Source organism: Hominilimicola fabiformis (assembly GCF_020687385.1).
Taxonomy (GTDB): domain Bacteria; phylum Bacillota; class Clostridia; order UBA1381; family UBA1381; genus Hominilimicola; species Hominilimicola fabiformis.
The window spans coordinates 1-15,955 of sequence record NZ_JAJEQM010000029.1 but is presented as its reverse complement, the minus strand read 5'-3'; the positions used below and the strand labels follow the sequence as shown (position 1 = coordinate 15,955).

The 15,955-nt window shown below is 29.6% G+C and carries 17 protein-coding genes; 12 read left to right on the top strand and 5 right to left on the bottom strand.

Features of this window, described 5'->3' with window-relative positions:
- Positions 1-52 precede the first annotated feature (52 nt).
- Positions 53-1,246: an IS256 family transposase gene (locus LKE05_RS13750; RefSeq protein ID WP_308457208.1), complete on the bottom strand. Its 1,194-nt coding sequence runs from the start codon at positions 1,244-1,246 to the stop codon at positions 53-55.
- A 263-nt stretch (positions 1,247-1,509) separates the two neighbouring features.
- Here LKE05_RS13750 and LKE05_RS13745 point away from each other — a divergent pair, with 263 nt between their 5' ends.
- The 7 genes from LKE05_RS13745 (at position 1,510) to LKE05_RS13715 (ending at position 7,845) form a co-directional block, all read left to right on the top strand.
- On the top strand, positions 1,510-2,682 hold the full coding sequence (locus LKE05_RS13745; protein WP_308457207.1) for an IS110 family RNA-guided transposase: 1,173 nt from the start codon (positions 1,510-1,512) through the stop codon (positions 2,680-2,682).
- A gap of 980 nt (positions 2,683-3,662) precedes the next feature.
- Entirely contained in the window at positions 3,663-4,676 is a 1,014-nt protein-coding gene (locus LKE05_RS13740; protein ID WP_308457206.1) for a hypothetical protein, read from the top strand.
- 295 nt (positions 4,677-4,971) lie between these two features.
- A complete protein-coding gene (locus LKE05_RS13735) occupies positions 4,972-5,463 on the top strand; it encodes a hypothetical protein (RefSeq protein WP_308457205.1) in 492 nt (163 codons plus the stop codon).
- A 422-nt stretch (positions 5,464-5,885) separates the two neighbouring features.
- Positions 5,886-6,026: a hypothetical protein gene (locus LKE05_RS13730; protein ID WP_295573125.1), complete on the top strand. Its 141-nt coding sequence runs from the start codon at positions 5,886-5,888 to the stop codon at positions 6,024-6,026.
- Positions 6,027-6,399: 373 nt separating this feature from the next.
- Positions 6,400-6,921, top strand: a complete 522-nt coding sequence (locus LKE05_RS13725) for an RNA polymerase sigma factor (RefSeq protein ID WP_295573128.1) — start codon at positions 6,400-6,402, stop codon at positions 6,919-6,921.
- 192 nt (positions 6,922-7,113) lie between these two features.
- Positions 7,114-7,671, top strand: coding sequence for an accessory gene regulator B family protein (locus tag LKE05_RS13720; RefSeq protein ID WP_295573131.1), 558 nt, complete (start codon positions 7,114-7,116; stop codon positions 7,669-7,671).
- A 15-nt stretch (positions 7,672-7,686) separates the two neighbouring features.
- Positions 7,687-7,845, top strand: a complete 159-nt coding sequence (locus LKE05_RS13715) for a hypothetical protein (protein ID WP_022229181.1) — start codon at positions 7,687-7,689, stop codon at positions 7,843-7,845.
- On the opposite strand, the gene LKE05_RS13710 is transcribed toward LKE05_RS13715, so the two are convergent.
- The 3 genes from LKE05_RS13710 to LKE05_RS13700 are packed head-to-tail and all read right to left on the bottom strand — an operon-like array spanning position 7,842 to position 10,692.
- Positions 7,842-9,203, bottom strand: coding sequence for a GHKL domain-containing protein (locus LKE05_RS13710; protein ID WP_147515214.1), 1,362 nt, complete (start codon positions 9,201-9,203; stop codon positions 7,842-7,844). The genes LKE05_RS13715 and LKE05_RS13710 overlap by 4 nt on opposite strands.
- The gene (locus LKE05_RS13705) at positions 9,200-9,910 is read right to left on the bottom strand and encodes a LytR/AlgR family response regulator transcription factor (RefSeq protein WP_022229183.1); all 711 of its coding nucleotides are present in this window, start codon (positions 9,908-9,910) and stop codon (positions 9,200-9,202) included. Before LKE05_RS13705 ends, LKE05_RS13710 begins: the two co-directional genes overlap by 4 nt.
- 20 nt (positions 9,911-9,930) lie before the next feature.
- A complete protein-coding gene (locus tag LKE05_RS13700) occupies positions 9,931-10,692 on the bottom strand; it encodes a LytR/AlgR family response regulator transcription factor (RefSeq protein WP_295573141.1) in 762 nt (253 codons plus the stop codon).
- A gap of 182 nt (positions 10,693-10,874) precedes the next feature.
- On the opposite strand from LKE05_RS13700, the gene LKE05_RS13695 reads away from it, so the two are divergent.
- The 3 genes from LKE05_RS13695 to LKE05_RS13685 all read left to right on the top strand — a co-directional run bounded on the left by LKE05_RS13695 (position 10,875) and on the right by LKE05_RS13685 (position 13,250).
- On the top strand, positions 10,875-11,231 hold the full coding sequence (locus LKE05_RS13695; protein WP_022229185.1) for a helix-turn-helix domain-containing protein: 357 nt from the start codon (positions 10,875-10,877) through the stop codon (positions 11,229-11,231).
- 3 nt (positions 11,232-11,234) lie between these two features.
- Complete coding sequence (locus LKE05_RS13690) at positions 11,235-12,134, top strand: radical SAM protein (protein ID WP_308457204.1); 900 nt, start codon at positions 11,235-11,237, stop codon at positions 12,132-12,134.
- Positions 12,135-12,329: 195 nt separating this feature from the next.
- On the top strand, positions 12,330-13,250 hold the full coding sequence (locus LKE05_RS13685; RefSeq protein WP_147515209.1) for a hypothetical protein: 921 nt from the start codon (positions 12,330-12,332) through the stop codon (positions 13,248-13,250).
- Positions 13,251-13,309: 59 nt separating this feature from the next.
- Here the strand turns inward: LKE05_RS13685 and LKE05_RS13680 are convergent, their stop codons facing one another.
- On the bottom strand, positions 13,310-14,377 hold the full coding sequence (locus LKE05_RS13680) for a hypothetical protein (RefSeq protein ID WP_147513803.1): 1,068 nt from the start codon (positions 14,375-14,377) through the stop codon (positions 13,310-13,312).
- Between the two features lie 415 nt (positions 14,378-14,792).
- On the opposite strand from LKE05_RS13680, the gene LKE05_RS13675 reads away from it, so the two are divergent.
- Complete coding sequence (locus tag LKE05_RS13675) at positions 14,793-15,521, top strand: hypothetical protein (protein WP_308457203.1); 729 nt, start codon at positions 14,793-14,795, stop codon at positions 15,519-15,521.
- A gap of 39 nt (positions 15,522-15,560) precedes the next feature.
- Positions 15,561-15,955: S-layer homology domain-containing protein (locus tag LKE05_RS13670; RefSeq protein WP_308457202.1), on the top strand; the 395-nt coding region annotated here is incomplete at its 3' end.

Below are 15,955 nucleotides of genomic sequence, written 5' to 3'. Positions count from 1 at the left end.
TTTTGCTTATCTGCCCAAATAAAACTAAGTATTTTATCATAGAAAAATTAATTTACAGAAATAATCTCACACACTCGATTCTATCAGCGAAGAATATCTCCAACTGAGAATGAATCTCGCCCCAATCACGACGTCGACCTGTCCATTTTTTCGTGATGTCCATCATTGCAAGGTACAGCATCTTAAACAAGCTATCATCTGTAGGAAAAACCCCCTTGTTTTTAGTCACTTTTCTAAGTTGACGATTGAATCCTTCTATCGTATTGGTTGTATAGATAAGTGTACGCACTGCTTGAGGATACTTGAAATATGTAGATAAATGAACCCATTTATCTCTCCAGTTATCGGCGATTTTAGGGTATTTTCCACCCCATATTTCATCAAATCGGTCTAATTCTTGTAATGCGGTATCCTCATCAATAGCTGCATAAACACGCTTTAAATCTGCCATAAGTGCTTTAATATCTTTGTATGACACATATTTTGTTGTATTACGGATTTGATGGATTATGCATTGCTGTATTTCTGTTTGAGGAAAGACTGCTTCAATCGCATTGGTAAATCCGCTTAGTCCGTCAATACAAGCAATTAAAATATCATTTACTCCTCGATTTTTTAATCCGTTTAAGACAGAAAGCCAGAATTTTGCACTCTCGTTTTCACCAACCCACATGCCAAGAACATCTTTTCTGCCATCTAAATTTATACCTATTGCTATGTACACAGCCTTTTTTACTATACGTCCTTCATATCGCACATGATAATGTATTGCATCCATAAATACAACTGCATACACTTCTTCCAATGGACGTGATTGCCATTCCTTAGCTATCGGCAAAATTTTATCTGTAACACGACTTATGGTACTGTCAGATACATCAAGTCCATATATTTCTTCAATGTGTGCTGCTATATCATTTTCAGTCATTCCTTTGGCGTACATTGATATGATTTTTTCTTCAATATCTCCCGACAATGTTGTTTGATGTTTTTGAATAAGCTTAGGCTCAAAATCACCATTACGGTCACGAGGAATATCTATATCCATGTCTCCAAAACTGGTTTTCATGGTCTTTTTACTGTAACCATTGCGACTGTTATTGGTTTCTTTGTTGCGATAATCGTACTTGGAATAGCCTAATTCTTCGTCAAGCTCTGCTTCAAGACCGCCCTCTAAGGCAGCCGCAACAAAAGATTTGAACAAATCTTGAATATCGTCCATATCCTTGATGTTCAATTCTTTCATAAGTGCTTTTGTTCGTTCCTCGTATAATAAAGTAGTAGTTTTTAGAGTTCCTCTCCAAGAACTATGATATACTGTTTAAGATGCTGTGGATTGGTTGTGTGTTCCTACCGCTTGACGGTTCACGAAAGGCTCCAGCCACAGACTCTTTGCAGTTTGTTAATCAGTTAGATACCGCATGACGGTTTATTTAGAACGAGGCTACAATTGCTAAGAGCCCCTGTGGGTCTAAACAGTATCAAAATATTTTTAAGGAGTATTGTTTTATGATTTTAGTTGGTATTGATGTCGCAAAGGACAAGCATGATTGCTTTATCTGCAATTCTGACGGCGAAGTGCTGTTTAAAGCATTCACTATTTCAAATTCAATGGAAGGCTTTAATGACCTTTATGCAAAGATTAAATCTGTTTCAGATGATTTGAGTAAATTAAAAGTAGGGCTTGAAGCCACCGGACATTACTCATACAATCTTCTTGGGTTTCTCCTTGATAAAGGTTTGCCGACCTACGTTATCAATCCACTACACACCAACCTATTCAGAAAGAGTCAAACTCTACGAAAGACCAAAACCGATAAGGTTGACGCCCATACAATCGCTAAGATGTTGTTGTCTGATGAGAACTTAAAGCCCTACTCAGACACATTATATCATAACGAAGAGTTGAAGTCATTAACTAGATACAGATTTGATAAGGTTCGCGAACGTGCTGCGCTAAAAAACTCAATCGCTCGCCTTGTTAATATCCTGTTTCCTGAGATTGAAAAGCTCGTTCCAACTTTGCATATGAAGTCTATATATGCTTTACTTTTAGAGTTTCCATCAGCTCGTCACATCGCCAAAGCTCATTTGACAAGACTTACAAATCTTTTGAATGAAGCCTCAAAAGGTCATTACAACAGAGATACTGCCATACGTTTCAGAGACACAGCAAGAAACTCTATTGGTTCATTTATGCCAGCCAAAGCTATGGAACTGAAACATACCATAGAATTGATACAGATAATATCATCTGAGATTGACGAGATAGAATTTGAAATTAAGCGTATTATGAATGACATCAATTCGCCCATACTCTCAATCCCCGGCATAAGTTATCATATGGGAGCTATGATAATTGCTGAAATCGGAGACTTCAGCAATTTTTCATCCCCCGATAAAATACTTGCCTATTCAGGAATGTCACCATCTACATATCAATCAGGACATCTTACTAACTGTTATGCCCATATGGAGAAACGTGGCTCTCGTTACCTCAGATATGCTCTTTACAATGCTACACAGCATGTCTGTCGATGGGACAAGACGTTTGCTGATTACCTTGCCAAAAAGCGTTCTGAAGGCAAGCATTACAATGTTGCCATATCTCATGCTACAAAGAAACTCTTAAGAGTCCTTTACCATTTAGAGAAAACAGGCGAACTATATCAAATTGCTTAAACTTTTTCCTAATATTTCAATACTTGAGCAACATTAGTTGCTCTATTTGTCATGCAATTGTCAATGTACAATATTGAACTGATTATTTTTTTACTTTTTTCATTTTTTGACTTGACTTTTAATAGTTAGTCTTTCGTGCAATTTCTTCCGGTGTTCTTTTTCTTCGTGGCATAATTAAAAACCTCCATTTAGTGTATTTCTATTCTACACCATAATGAAGGTTTACACAATACTTGAAATTGACTCGCCAACTGAGAATGAATATCACCTAAACACCCATTTTGTTTTTTGATTTTATATAGGCATTTTCTGCTCCTCAATGAATAAGGTTTTCTAATACAGTTAATGGTGTTGCTTAGTTGTTTTCAATATCTTTGATTACTTTTTTGTCTGCCTCTTTACACTTATACTAAGCTACTATATCACATTACTTGTATTTTGTAAACCTCAACTTGTGACAAAGTACCATTGTTTATACTAGCTTTAATTGTAGTTTGGATATTTGATATATGTGTAAATGATTCTAATTTTTTTATGATTACACTTGATTACTATTTGTATATTTCAATATTTTAGTTTCATGTTCATCTTTAAGTTTTGATTACAAACTTATCTGAATTTATTATCAAACTATTTGGAACTTTTTAGTGGAGCTTCCTTTGTGAGTGATGCTTTGTGTGTTTTTAAATGTTTATTGTAAATACTTTATAAATTTGCTATTATTGCCGAAAAACACATATTAAGTCTATATGTATTTATTTATTTTTACTGCTTCAAGAATGAATGAAAATATCTAATTAGAACATTATGAATCACACAAGATATATATGTATATGAACGTTTTTTTTTTTTGCAAAAAGCATTTGCTTGGCAGTTTTATACAAAAAAATCATACAAAATTTATGAGATTTTACACTTTTGTTTTTATTAAAAGTGTGTTACAATATTGTTACATTCTGAAACGAAGAAGGTGATTTGCAATGAAGGAAGAAAATAAAGAATTTTTCAAACAGAGTATATTAATTGACCGAGTGCAACATGCAATGGCTCAACGTGGAATAGATTTTGATACTTTATGTGATGTACTGAACCAAAATGTAAAATATTCCATAACTAAGAGCAATTTAAAACTTTACATTTCAGATAGGACACCAAATGCAAATTTCTTGATAGCACTAAGTCGAAGCTTGGGAGTGACTACTGACTTTTTGTTGGGTGAAAACAATAAAGGGTTAAAAAAGGGTATTAATCAAAGAATTTACAGTAAAAGTTATAGAAAATATGCCGGTAAATATAACTTGTATTTTTATGGAACAGTCAACTGTGAATCGGGAACGGTGACAGTTGCTACATTGGAAATAAACTTCGCTAAAGAAGAAGCAGTCACTATGAAAATCGCAACTAGTGAAGGCGGAGAAAAGTTATATTATGGAGAGCTTCAGATATCGGAAATGTCACCCAACGTGTTTATAGTCTTAAATTCTGATTTTGGAGAACAGGTGTCTTTAACTTTCTATGATGAGCCAATGAATTGTGAAACATTCCAATGTGCTGTTGGGGCTATGCTTTCGATTTCTGCCGGTGACTTAAAAAGAGCGCCCGTTTTGAACAGATTTATAATTACAGGTTATGATGTAGATGAAGCACATATGAAGTTTATTAAAGCCCATCTCAAACTTAATACCAAATATATTGACATCACTCCTGAGATGATAAGTACGTCAGTTGAGGGGGTTTTTGGTAAATGTGAAATGGCTGATCGGATTACAGACAGACTTAAAAAGGCATTTTATTCCAAAAGATACTATGCAATCGAAGATAGTTTCATAGTTAACACTTTACGGAAAGATGAAAATTTGTCATTGCGTCAAGCTGATGAGCTGATTGCTGAACTGAGAAATCATTCACTTAGTAACATTAATTTTAAAATTAACAAGTCACTTGACAGCACAGTATATAGGTGTACGAATCCAAAAAATATATCACAAGAATAACAAGAGTAGGAACGGTGATTTTATAATGAACAGAATTACATTTAATTGTGGAATTTTATATCTAGGAGTCAATTCGAAATTAGATATCTTGAATTATCATATAAATAATATGGTATATAACGGTGACAAACCACTATACCTATTTGCAGTAAAAGGTAAATAGGTGTGAGATGTCAATACTTGGAGGTTATAAACAATAATTACAGCTTATAGGGTATTTACCAATATACCTCCTAACAATGTATAACTGATTCTGCTATCTTACACCTCAAAGGAAGCACGGAGGTGAAAAATAATGGCGCAATCCAAAAAGTATACGATTCAAATAGAAAGAGTTTTAAAAGAATATCCATATATATGCTGGCGCATAAATAACCAGCAAAGTAGCTTAAATAAAGAGCTCAAACAAATGGGCATCAGAAAAGAATCAATAGAATTTTTAAAAAATATATTTTTCCAAAATAGTGATATAAAAAAATTCTATGATTGTGAGCAGGAACTTTATTACTTGACCGAAATAAAGAAAATAATGGATATTGCATTGGAAAGACTAGAAGCTTATCCCAAGAAAGGAAAACAGCTATACGATATAATTGATGCGATTTATTTTCGTGAGTATGATGTAGCGGATATTACCGTAGAAAAGATATATAAAATATTCAATAAGAATTTGGAGGATGCAAATGAAAGAACATTTAGTTTTTCAACTTTCAAAGGTCGACGTAAAGAGGCAATTGAGTTAATGCAGTCAATAATTACATCATATTTTAATACAACAATTAAATAATGAATTGAAATACCCACTGGATTGGTTGCTAAATCAATGCAGTGTTTTTTTTTTTTGACTTAAATTTAACCTAGATTTGATTAAATTTCAAACAATATACACTTATTTTTTCTATTGTATGTGTCCTACGGATGAATAAAGTTTATACAAAATTATATCTTGAACTTGTATTTTGGCATATGATATAATATATAATAGAATTTTATATATTGATTTGTTTGTAAAGTCGAGATGGCTGTTATATTTATAAGCCATAACGACTTTTTTATTGCTCTTAATAAAATGAAAGGAGTGATGGTTGTGATGTAATGCAGAATGTGAAGAAGGAGGTGAAATTGATTTATTGTTATAGAAAATTGTTCTGTAACACTGTATGGAGTTATAAATAATGTGGACTAGTTGTCAAAAGGAGGTAAAATACCATGCCAGACGAAAACAAAAGCTATGCATTTATTACAGATACAGAGGGGTATATATACTGTTACGACTCAGAGAATGAAGAAATTATATACTACACATCCCCTAGCGATGGAAGCTACCCAATACAAGCAGTAAATTGTTGAGAGAAAAAAGCTGTATACTGATATATAATCAGTATACAGCTTTTTTGATCAAGGAGCCTATGGAATACTAGCTTAAAACGGTTCTCCAAAAAGATTAAACGAATGAATTCTTCTTAACAAAGTGGAAATATATTTTTTTATAAATATATTTCCACTATAAAAATTATTCTTATAAATGTCAATTCTTTTTTGTTCTATTACTAAAAAATTATTTTTTATATTTTTGTGTTCATATAGATGTTTTTTGGGAAATTTTTTATTTATAAAAAAATTTGTTGTTATAATGAAAATATATGCTATTACGACATTTTTTGAGATAAGTTTACATTATACACATATTTTTTCTCTTTTATTTATATGGAGGAGAAATAATATGGGTATTTTATGTGATTTAATAGTATCAGCAAAAGATAAAAATAAAGATAGCTTAATGGAAATTATAAATAAATTTAGACCGTTAATAAAAAAACAGGCATATGCCCTAAATTATGAAGATGCAGAAAATGATTTGATAGTTGATATGATAGAATTAATATATAATATGCCTTTTTTTCAGCATGATGGACAGGCGGTTACATATATATCAACATCTATCAGACATTCCTATGTAAAATTTTTAAAACAAAGAATACGTTTACGTGAAAATGAATGTATATATGATCCAGATATAATAAAGAACATAGAAAATCTATCAGAAGATTTTGAGAAAAAGGATCTGGATTTACTTTTTGCAATTAGAAAATTAAATTATAATCAAAAATGGGTTATTATATATAAATTCTTTTTTATGTTTAAAGATAAAGAAATAATGAACAAATTAAATATATCTCGTCAGGCTGTTTATAACAATAAGAATAAGGCTCTGAAAAATCTAAGAAAAATGTTAGAACAATAGTTTTTTTTGTAGTTAAAGTCGTTTTGAGGTGCTTTTGGGAAAAAATACACGATAATTAACATAAAAGGTGTAATATATTAATTGGATTCACGATTATTGAATATTTTTGTATAGTCAGCTGATAAAAGATTAATAAAGGACAGAAAATCAATAATGATGACTCTAGACAAAACCATTCAGGAGAAAAAAGAAATGTCTATTAGCAAATGGATTAGTGACAAAATATGCAGTTATTGTAATGTTGATAAAAAGAATTATCAAAAGATGAAATATGGCATTGATATTATTTATATTAATATTAGCAAAACAGCTGTTTTGATTATTTTATCAGTAATATTAGGAATAGTAAAAGAAACATTATTATTATTAAGCGTGTTTACATGTGTTAGATTAAGCGGATTTGGTTATCATTCAAATAATACAATTAAGTGTACTGTTATTGGTATTATTGGATTTATTAGTTCTGTCTATATGGCAATTATGTTGAAACCCATTAATATAATTGTGGGAATGGTGGTTTACTTAATTTGCTTAATTATTTTTTTGCGTTACGCTCCGATTGAAACGATGAAACGTCCAATAGGCAATTCACGGAAGAAATTTTTTAAAAAGATTACTGTAATTACAGCAACCTGTTTATTTATTGTTGCATTCTGTATAGGTGAAAATGTATATAGAAATATAATCATTATAGGAATATCATTAGAAGCAGTGATGATATTGCCTATAATGAAAATAATAATTCAATGAAAGGGATTTTTAGATATGAAGAAAATGAATAATATTATCAATAAGTTATTAATACCATTATGCGGTACAGTTGTAGCTGTATGTATATTTATAGCAAATGCTTCTCCAAACTTATGCTTAGGAATTTGGGGATATGAAGAAGATATGCCTGATGAACTAAAAGACAAATGTTAATCTACTGTATTTATTATAAGTTCGGATAAAAAGAAATTATCCTGAATCTTAACATTAAAGAATACATTACTATAATTGTTACAAATATTTTGAACAATAGATAATCCTCTTCCGTGATTCTCTCCTTTGGTTGAATAATTATTTAAGAAAATTTTGGAAATATCAGGTACAGTATTGCATGAATTTTTTATGACATATATTATTTGCGTTTTTAAAGGAATTATACTCAATATGACATTTTTTGATTCGGTTTTGACAGCTTCTTCAAATGCATTGTCTAACAGTATTCCTAAAATTCGAGACATATCTAAAGATGATATTTCAGATACAATATTAATGTTTTCCTGAATATCTATATTAAAATTAATGGAATTGTTTTTTGCTTTCAGTACATAACTATATATAATGCCTTGTATTATGCTGTCTTCAATTAATGTTATAGAGTGTGTAAATGTTACATCTTTTAAAATACTATTATGAAATGGTAGTATTTCTTTATAAAAAAAATCCTTTATCATTTTTAAATTGTCAGATGCTATCAATGTGCTCATTGATGAATATATTTTTATATAATCATGTTTAAAATCTATTATTTCATTATACATATTTTGTATCTCACGTCTGTATGCAGAGGTTATTTCCTGTTTTTTTTCTAATTCAATTTCTTTTGATTTATTAGAAATAATTTTTAGTTCTAACCAAATGGAAATTGTTGAAAAAACAATAGATGTCAAAGTTAGGATATTACCAAATATCAATACATATTTAGTAATGCTTGTATCTACTGTAGCTATGGCAAATTCAACTCCGGCGATAATTATGACTAAAAATAGCACATTTATAAATATTAAATATATTGTTTTATCTGGTTTAACATGGTTAATAAAATTCATTTTTTTATGATGACGGGTAATTTTATAACTTAAAAAATATATAACACAAGAAATGATTAATGACGAAATAATCCATTCTATAGAAAAAAAGATATTATAAGATACCATTTCTCTTAAATGTTCAATTTGATCAGGTGAAAATTTCATTGCATAAAATACCATATTGGTAATAAATGTAAGCACAAGAACCATTAAAAAAGTAAGTACACAAATAAATATATTTTTAATCAATGGTATTTTGGCATGAGTTAAATATAAAAATAAGGTAAATATTAAGCCTGGTATACCCGCAAATATAAATGTAAGAGATATAATTAAGTAGGTAATTCCCAAACAAGAAAATAATTTGCCGAATGAGATTTTTTTCGTTGTTAATGAAAGAGTTAAAACGTAAGCGATGCAGGTAAAACCAAGTGAAAAAGAAATTGTGTTAGATAGAAGTATAGTAATCTGTGATAAATTCATTTTATAATCTCCTTACATCTTGGTGAATAAATACAATGATAATTGTGCGATAATTCAATGGTATGTTTCTTTTTGTCAATATTGACTATTTTGTTTTTGTTTACTATAATAGATTTGTGACAGCGAATAAATCGGCTGTCAAGTTCCTTTTCAATATCTTTCAGTAATGCATAGAAAGTAATCATGCCATTATCATAATATAAAATCAATTTATGAGTGCTTTTTATTGATTCTATGTAGCATATTTTATCGAACGGGACAGAAAAATTTTTCTGTTTATTTTTTATATTTAAGCACTTCATATAACCTTTTTGTTGTCTTGTTTCTATATACTTTAAGTTCTCACAAATTCGTTGTCTTAATGATGCCAAATTGTTTTTTATGATAAAATCAAGAGCCTCTAATTTATATTCATATGTAAGTGACATCATTTCTTCATAATTAGTAATGAATATTATAGGGCTCATATAATCATTTTCGCGTATAATTGATGCAATATCGAAGCCGCTTTTATTATTTTGAAGTTTTATATCAAGATAATAAATTGTTATTTCAGAATTATTGTGGATATAATTTATAACATTGTCTGGATTAGATGTCGTCAAAACAATTTTAGAATTAAAGTGATTATTAACTATATATTTTTCAAGTATAGATTTTATGTAATTACAAAATTGTATATCATCTTCACATATTACAATATTCATATTATTCTCCTATATAATAATTAAATTTTATTTAGATTATTATAACATATAGACGTATTTTTGTCAATTAATGTATTAGGATGAAAAAATTTTAAAGAATACGGACATTTATATCCATTTGATAATATAATTGATTTTTCTCTTTTATCGACACCGATAATTTTCGTTCTATTAATAATTATAGATTTGTGACATTGAAAGAAATCTGTGTTTAATCTATATAAAATATCTTTTAATTTACCGTAAAATTCAACTACATATGAATCAGTATGAATTTTTAGTTTATGGTGTCCAGAAACAGTATCAATAAAATAAATGTTTTTATACTCTATAGAAAAATTGGTACTGTAGTTTTGAATATTTAAACAGTTGATATACCCATTGCGTTGACGTTGTTCTGTAATTAGTATACAGTCTGTAATTCTTTTTTCGTAATTTGAAATATCATATTTTGAGATATAATCAAAAATTTTTAGTTTATACTCAAAAGTTAGGCTTAATTTATCTGAGTAATTAGTTATAAGTACGATGGGACTTATTTCATCTGTTTCACGTACAACATTAGCAATATCAATACCACTTATAAATTTTTCATGCAGATTAATATCTAAAAAATACAATGTAATTTGATTATTTTTATTTGCATAGTTTAATACGTCTGCTGAATTATTTGTAGAAAGTATAATTTCACTGTTTAAATTATTTTTTATTAAGACCTTTGTTATTACTTTTTCAAGTTTATGTCTGTCAGAGATGCTATCTTCACATATTACTATATTCATTACTATACTCCTATTTTTAATATTTAGTTTTCTCTATAATAATATATTTCCTAATTGGTATAAAAAACAACATCATATTAAAACATAGTATTTCCTTGGTTTAAGAATTATATAGTTTGTTGTAATAAGAGATAGTCATTATTATAATTACTGTTGGATATGCTTATACTGGAGGAATTCAAATGAAAAAAATTAAAATAGGCAAAAATATGAAAGAAGTTCGAATTATGCGTGGCCTTACACAAGAAAATTTGGGAGAAAAAGTACATTTAAGTACTAATTATATTGGGTTAATTGAAAGAAATGTCGATACACCGTCACTTAGTGCGATTATAGATATAGCTAATGAATTAGGAGTTAGTTTAGACTATTTAGTCGGAACTCATATTAAAAAAAAGAAAAATTATCAGGAATGTCGGAAATATGAAAATCAAATTATTGAAAAGGTGAAATGCTTAAATAAAATGCAACTTTTGTATGTTTTAGATACTATAGAATTATTAAATAAATACAACTGGGGTGACGAGAAAATAGAATGATAAATGAAAATACAAAAAAAGATGATGTTGGATTTTTTAACCGCTTATATAATAAATACTATGCAAACTAATGGAACATTAATAACACAAGAGACTGCAGAATTCATAAAGAAATACGGTTTTGGTATAGGATTATCATTTGACGGACCTTTTAATGATCAGACACGTGGAAAAACAGATTATACGCTTAATGCGTATGATTTACTTAAACAAATCGATAAAAGACACGGAACCATTTCCGTTATTGGGGCACATAATATTCATAATTTAATAGACATATATAAATATTTCAATGAAAAAAATATATCATTTAAGTTTTCACCTATGTTTGATTCAGGAGAGGCTAAAAATCATTGTGAATTATTACTTACCGATCCTGCTGAATATGCAGATAAAATATGTGAATTATTTGATTACTGGATGAATGATGTTGATGGTAATATAGAAGTTCGTCCGTTTGCTAGTTATGTTAGTTCTTATTTCACTCACCATATGCGAAGCTGTACAAAAGGAAATTGCATGTATCATATGGCATCAATATATCATGATGGAAAAGTTTATCCGTGCGGGCGTTCATATCCGGAAGAATATTGTTTGGGTAATATTTCTGAGGTTAAGGATATACGTAATCTTTTCAAAGAAAAGGTTTATCAACAGATAGTAAATAAGAGGTATATAAGAGAGAATGAGTGCAGAAGACAGTGTAATATTTTCAGTTATTGCAATGCTGGATGTAATAATGATTGTATTTTATCTGGAGATATAACTAAACCCAATATGTTTCAGTGTATATCTCATCAAATTATTTTAAAGCATATCCATAAACGTGTAAAAGAAGTAATAGAAACAAAAAGAACAATAAATAATTATATGATGCGAATAATAAAACGTTATTCACGCTAATATCATTATATATAATGTTTAAATATATTAGGAATATTTCTGCGAAAAATCAAACGATTATACCGTTTGATTTTTTGTTTGGTGTATTTTTAAATGATGTTGGTGAAAAAAACTTGACATTTTGGATATTAATCATAAAATATAAATAACAAAACCATAGAGAAGTATATTAGATTTGAGAAAGTGTGAAATACTATGAAGACTAAAATTTTTATAATTATTATTTCTTGTTTTTGTATATGGAATTTAGCAGTATATGCAAATAACGGAGATATATCCAGTACACTATATAACACTGATATTATAACATATTTTGACGGAAAACAGATAGAAGGATATTCGTTGGACGGAAGAATGATGATTTGCTTGGAAGATCTGAAGAATTATGGATATACAGTAGAATATGACGATAGTATACGTACATTGTTTGTTAACAAAGACGGGGAAGTGGCGGATGATTTTAGCCCGTATTTTGAACGAGGCACTGCAGGCGGTATAGCTGGATACACTTATGAAACAGATATTAAAGCATATGTAAATGGTGTTTTCGTAAATACAGAAAATATAGGAGGACGGCTTGTAGCAGTTGCAGAGGAATTAGCAGATGTAACAGAAACAGATAATCCAAATAAAGTGATTGGAATGTCTAAATACTTTATGAATTATAATTATGATGATGTCGAAAGGATATTAAACATTTACAGCACAACAGATTCTTTTCTTAATGCAGAACAAATGCTTAATAATCTAAATAATATGAAAACCCCTTTAGGACAAGAATTTTATGCGGCATTGGTAAAAAAAGTTTATCCGATATATGATATGGGATATTTGGTATATGTTAATCAAAGCAGTTCACATGGTTATAACAGCTTTTTGTATTTGCTGAAAAATAATGGAGAATATATTGATTTGAATAATATTTTTAAACAATATAATTTTATTACCGAATGGGGAAAATTAAATGTTTCTGGAGAAGAAGACGGATTATTTATATCTAAAGACAATACTTCCGTATTATTTTCAAAAAATGTTGATGCCAATATCTATGACAAAAGTGAAGAAACTAATAAATATTGCTTGGATTTAAGATCACTTATTATATATAGAAAATAGGTTAATAAGCAAAAGACTATGTCAGAGTATTTATATAACTCAGACATAGTCTTTTTATATTAATGTGTATAAGACTTGTTGTAGTAGATATTAATAATATCTTTACTGTCGTTTCGAGTATGATCTATACAGTCAGTATCATATATATATGAATATTGAGGCGGGTCGCTTGTTGCGGTAAAGCCATATGCAGTTCCCTGCTGATCTGTACTTGTATAAAGATAGCTTTCTAGAATTACATTTTTTAAATATGCTCCGTCACGCAAGTCCTGCATTGAATAAGTATTATTTTCATAACCTAAATCTGGCACGAAAGATACTGCAGTTAAAAATCTGACTTTATTGCCTGCGCGTATTTTACTTGTGCTTGATAGATTTATAGTACCGCTGTCTTTTAATTGACCAGATGCAGTTTCAATACGATAAGAATATCCCGGATTTCCCGTATTAAGTGACATTTTTATTACAATATCGTCATTGGCAGTATAAACACCTGAAGATAAACGTGCAGTTGTAGCAATTGGTGATGCACTGATATTTCCGTTGCTGTCAAAGTGATATGCTTTCCAGGCTTTGCTGGAACGAGCATATTGATCCATCATAATGCCTGTTTCATAAACTTCTGAACCATCTTCACTGATTGCGGCAACGTATATATATGCATTATCAGCACGATTTTTTGGCGAAAAATATAATTTAGCTTTAGAAAGAGAAACCGTTGTTTTAATTGAACGGAATCCCCAATTGTTACTGCTGAAATTATATAAATATGCACCGTTAGTTGCTTCTGTGCGAAATAAACCACCTTTTAACACCTTGGCGTTACTGCCGTATAACTTTCCTGTCCCGCCATAAATAACATGAGCATTTGCATAATCATTAATCCAACTATCTGCTTCTGTTCTGCTTGCAGTGCTTCCGTAAAAGTTAGTAAACTGAAAAAGATAATATTTAGTAGTGTTAGATTCAAATATTGTAACACCTGAATCAGTTTCAGTGACCTTTCCGCCTACTTTGAATGCTCGTCCTATAGCTTCAAATGGGCTTGAGAAAGTAGTGCTTATTACAGAATTTCCACCTGAAACCCTGTATTTTGTTGAGACTGTTGTTTTTGAACTATAAGCCATTGTATAATTCCTCCTTTATAATTGTTGTATTAAAACTGTTTCATTTCAAGCTTTCATCAAAATAATCTGCTTGATAAATTATTTTGACATAGAAATAATTTCAATACTACATATAAGGAGAGAAATAAATTTGTTTTTGTAAATGTAGCACACAAATAAAAAAATTTATGCTTTTTTGATTAGACTTTGTGAAAAAAAACTGACATTTTATGATTAAAATGATAAAATAATAAAATAAAAATATTAAATATATACGCAATATTTTTAGAAGAGGAGTTGTTTTTATGAATGTAGAGAAAATGATTAAAAGAGATATATCTGTTGAAATAGCAAATTATTTGACAAATAATTTAACCTGTTATGAGAAAAAAATATTGATGATGAAAAAACATATGAAACAAATTTTTTGCATCTTATGAATGTTATCGGAAAAAATGTAATCAATATACCGAGAAAGGTACATTATTCTCGTGAACTGATTAAAAAAATGAATGAAGAATTTTCGAAGGAATTATGTGATTTAATCAAATTATTTGAAAAAAAATTTGATAAGGGCGAAAGTGTAAAAGGATATTTAAGTAAAAAAGCATTTGATGTAGAATTCAAGGATATATTATTAAATCAATGGGGTATTAAACACTTACATTTAACAGATAAAGAAGCAAACAGTATTGAGGAAATGAAAAATAATCGTTCTAATATCTTGTTGTTTTTTATTGTAGATAATCAGGATGTATATTTTTTGGATGTGAGGAAACATCCTAAAGGTGCCGGATTTATAACACTTGAATTGTTATATATTGTATATAACAATAGATGGATGGAGAAAATTGGTGCACGGAAGGTGGAGGGGATTATTGACCTTCAGCCTGAAATCAATTCAAATGAGGAACTTTATAAACTTTATAAAAATAGCATAAATTGTAATATGCTTAAGTTTGGTAATGAAGTCTATAGGATGGGATGGGGTGTGTCAAGTAAAGGACATAAGATGGATTATAGTATAATATTATGTGAGTTGAATAGAAAAATTTCTCAAATATCATGTAAATATGGTGATAGGTACGCAGGTTTTGAACTGACTCTAGACGGACATTTTGGCAACGTGATTTTAGAGGGATCAGGAAATAAAATTCCGATTTAGATTTTTTAACGGTATAGGAAGTTTAAAGGAGATTTTATGATGAAAAAGAAGTTAGTTTTAGGTGCGTTATGTGTGTCAATTATTTTAGCGACGGGAATAGGTGCGTCGGCGGAAGTAAGTGAAAATCATTCACAATGGGCGGAGGAAAGTTTAGTAAGTGCAGATGAGGCGGGATTATTGCCGAATTTCTTTGCGGACAGAGATTTAACCGCTAATATATCGCGTATTGATTTTTGTCATTTGGCATATAAAATGCTTGAACAAAAATCACTGATTAGTGAGAATAATGTTAAGAGTTCGTTTGCTGATACAGATGATGCTGAAGTGGCTTTTCTTGCAAATTCGGGAATAATAAATGGACGTTCTGAAACGGAATTTGCACCGAATGACGATATTACGCGTGAGGAGGCGGCAGTAATACTGACGAATACAGC

Excerpts from the sequence above, each read along its gene's own strand:
- LKE05_RS13750 (WP_308457208.1), bottom strand. The coding sequence starts at position 1,246 with ATGAAAGAATTGAACATCAAGGATATGGACGATATTCAAGATTTGTTC.
- LKE05_RS13745 (WP_308457207.1), top strand. The coding sequence starts at position 1,510 with ATGATTTTAGTTGGTATTGATGTCGCAAAGGACAAGCATGATTGCTTT.
- LKE05_RS13740 (WP_308457206.1), top strand. The coding sequence starts at position 3,663 with ATGAAGGAAGAAAATAAAGAATTTTTCAAACAGAGTATATTAATTGAC.
- LKE05_RS13735 (WP_308457205.1), top strand. The coding sequence starts at position 4,972 with ATGGCGCAATCCAAAAAGTATACGATTCAAATAGAAAGAGTTTTAAAA.
- LKE05_RS13730 (WP_295573125.1), top strand. The coding sequence starts at position 5,886 with ATGCCAGACGAAAACAAAAGCTATGCATTTATTACAGATACAGAGGGG.
- LKE05_RS13725 (WP_295573128.1), top strand. The coding sequence starts at position 6,400 with ATGGGTATTTTATGTGATTTAATAGTATCAGCAAAAGATAAAAATAAA.
- LKE05_RS13720 (WP_295573131.1), top strand. The coding sequence starts at position 7,114 with ATGTCTATTAGCAAATGGATTAGTGACAAAATATGCAGTTATTGTAAT.
- LKE05_RS13715 (WP_022229181.1), top strand. The coding sequence starts at position 7,687 with ATGAAGAAAATGAATAATATTATCAATAAGTTATTAATACCATTATGC.
- LKE05_RS13710 (WP_147515214.1), bottom strand. The coding sequence starts at position 9,203 with ATGAATTTATCACAGATTACTATACTTCTATCTAACACAATTTCTTTT.
- LKE05_RS13705 (WP_022229183.1), bottom strand. The coding sequence starts at position 9,910 with ATGAATATTGTAATATGTGAAGATGATATACAATTTTGTAATTACATA.
- LKE05_RS13700 (WP_295573141.1), bottom strand. The coding sequence starts at position 10,692 with ATGAATATAGTAATATGTGAAGATAGCATCTCTGACAGACATAAACTT.
- LKE05_RS13695 (WP_022229185.1), top strand. The coding sequence starts at position 10,875 with ATGAAAAAAATTAAAATAGGCAAAAATATGAAAGAAGTTCGAATTATG.
- LKE05_RS13690 (WP_308457204.1), top strand. The coding sequence starts at position 11,235 with ATGAAAATACAAAAAAAGATGATGTTGGATTTTTTAACCGCTTATATA.
- LKE05_RS13685 (WP_147515209.1), top strand. The coding sequence starts at position 12,330 with ATGAAGACTAAAATTTTTATAATTATTATTTCTTGTTTTTGTATATGG.
- LKE05_RS13680 (WP_147513803.1), bottom strand. The coding sequence starts at position 14,377 with ATGGCTTATAGTTCAAAAACAACAGTCTCAACAAAATACAGGGTTTCA.
- LKE05_RS13675 (WP_308457203.1), top strand. The coding sequence starts at position 14,793 with ATGAATGTTATCGGAAAAAATGTAATCAATATACCGAGAAAGGTACAT.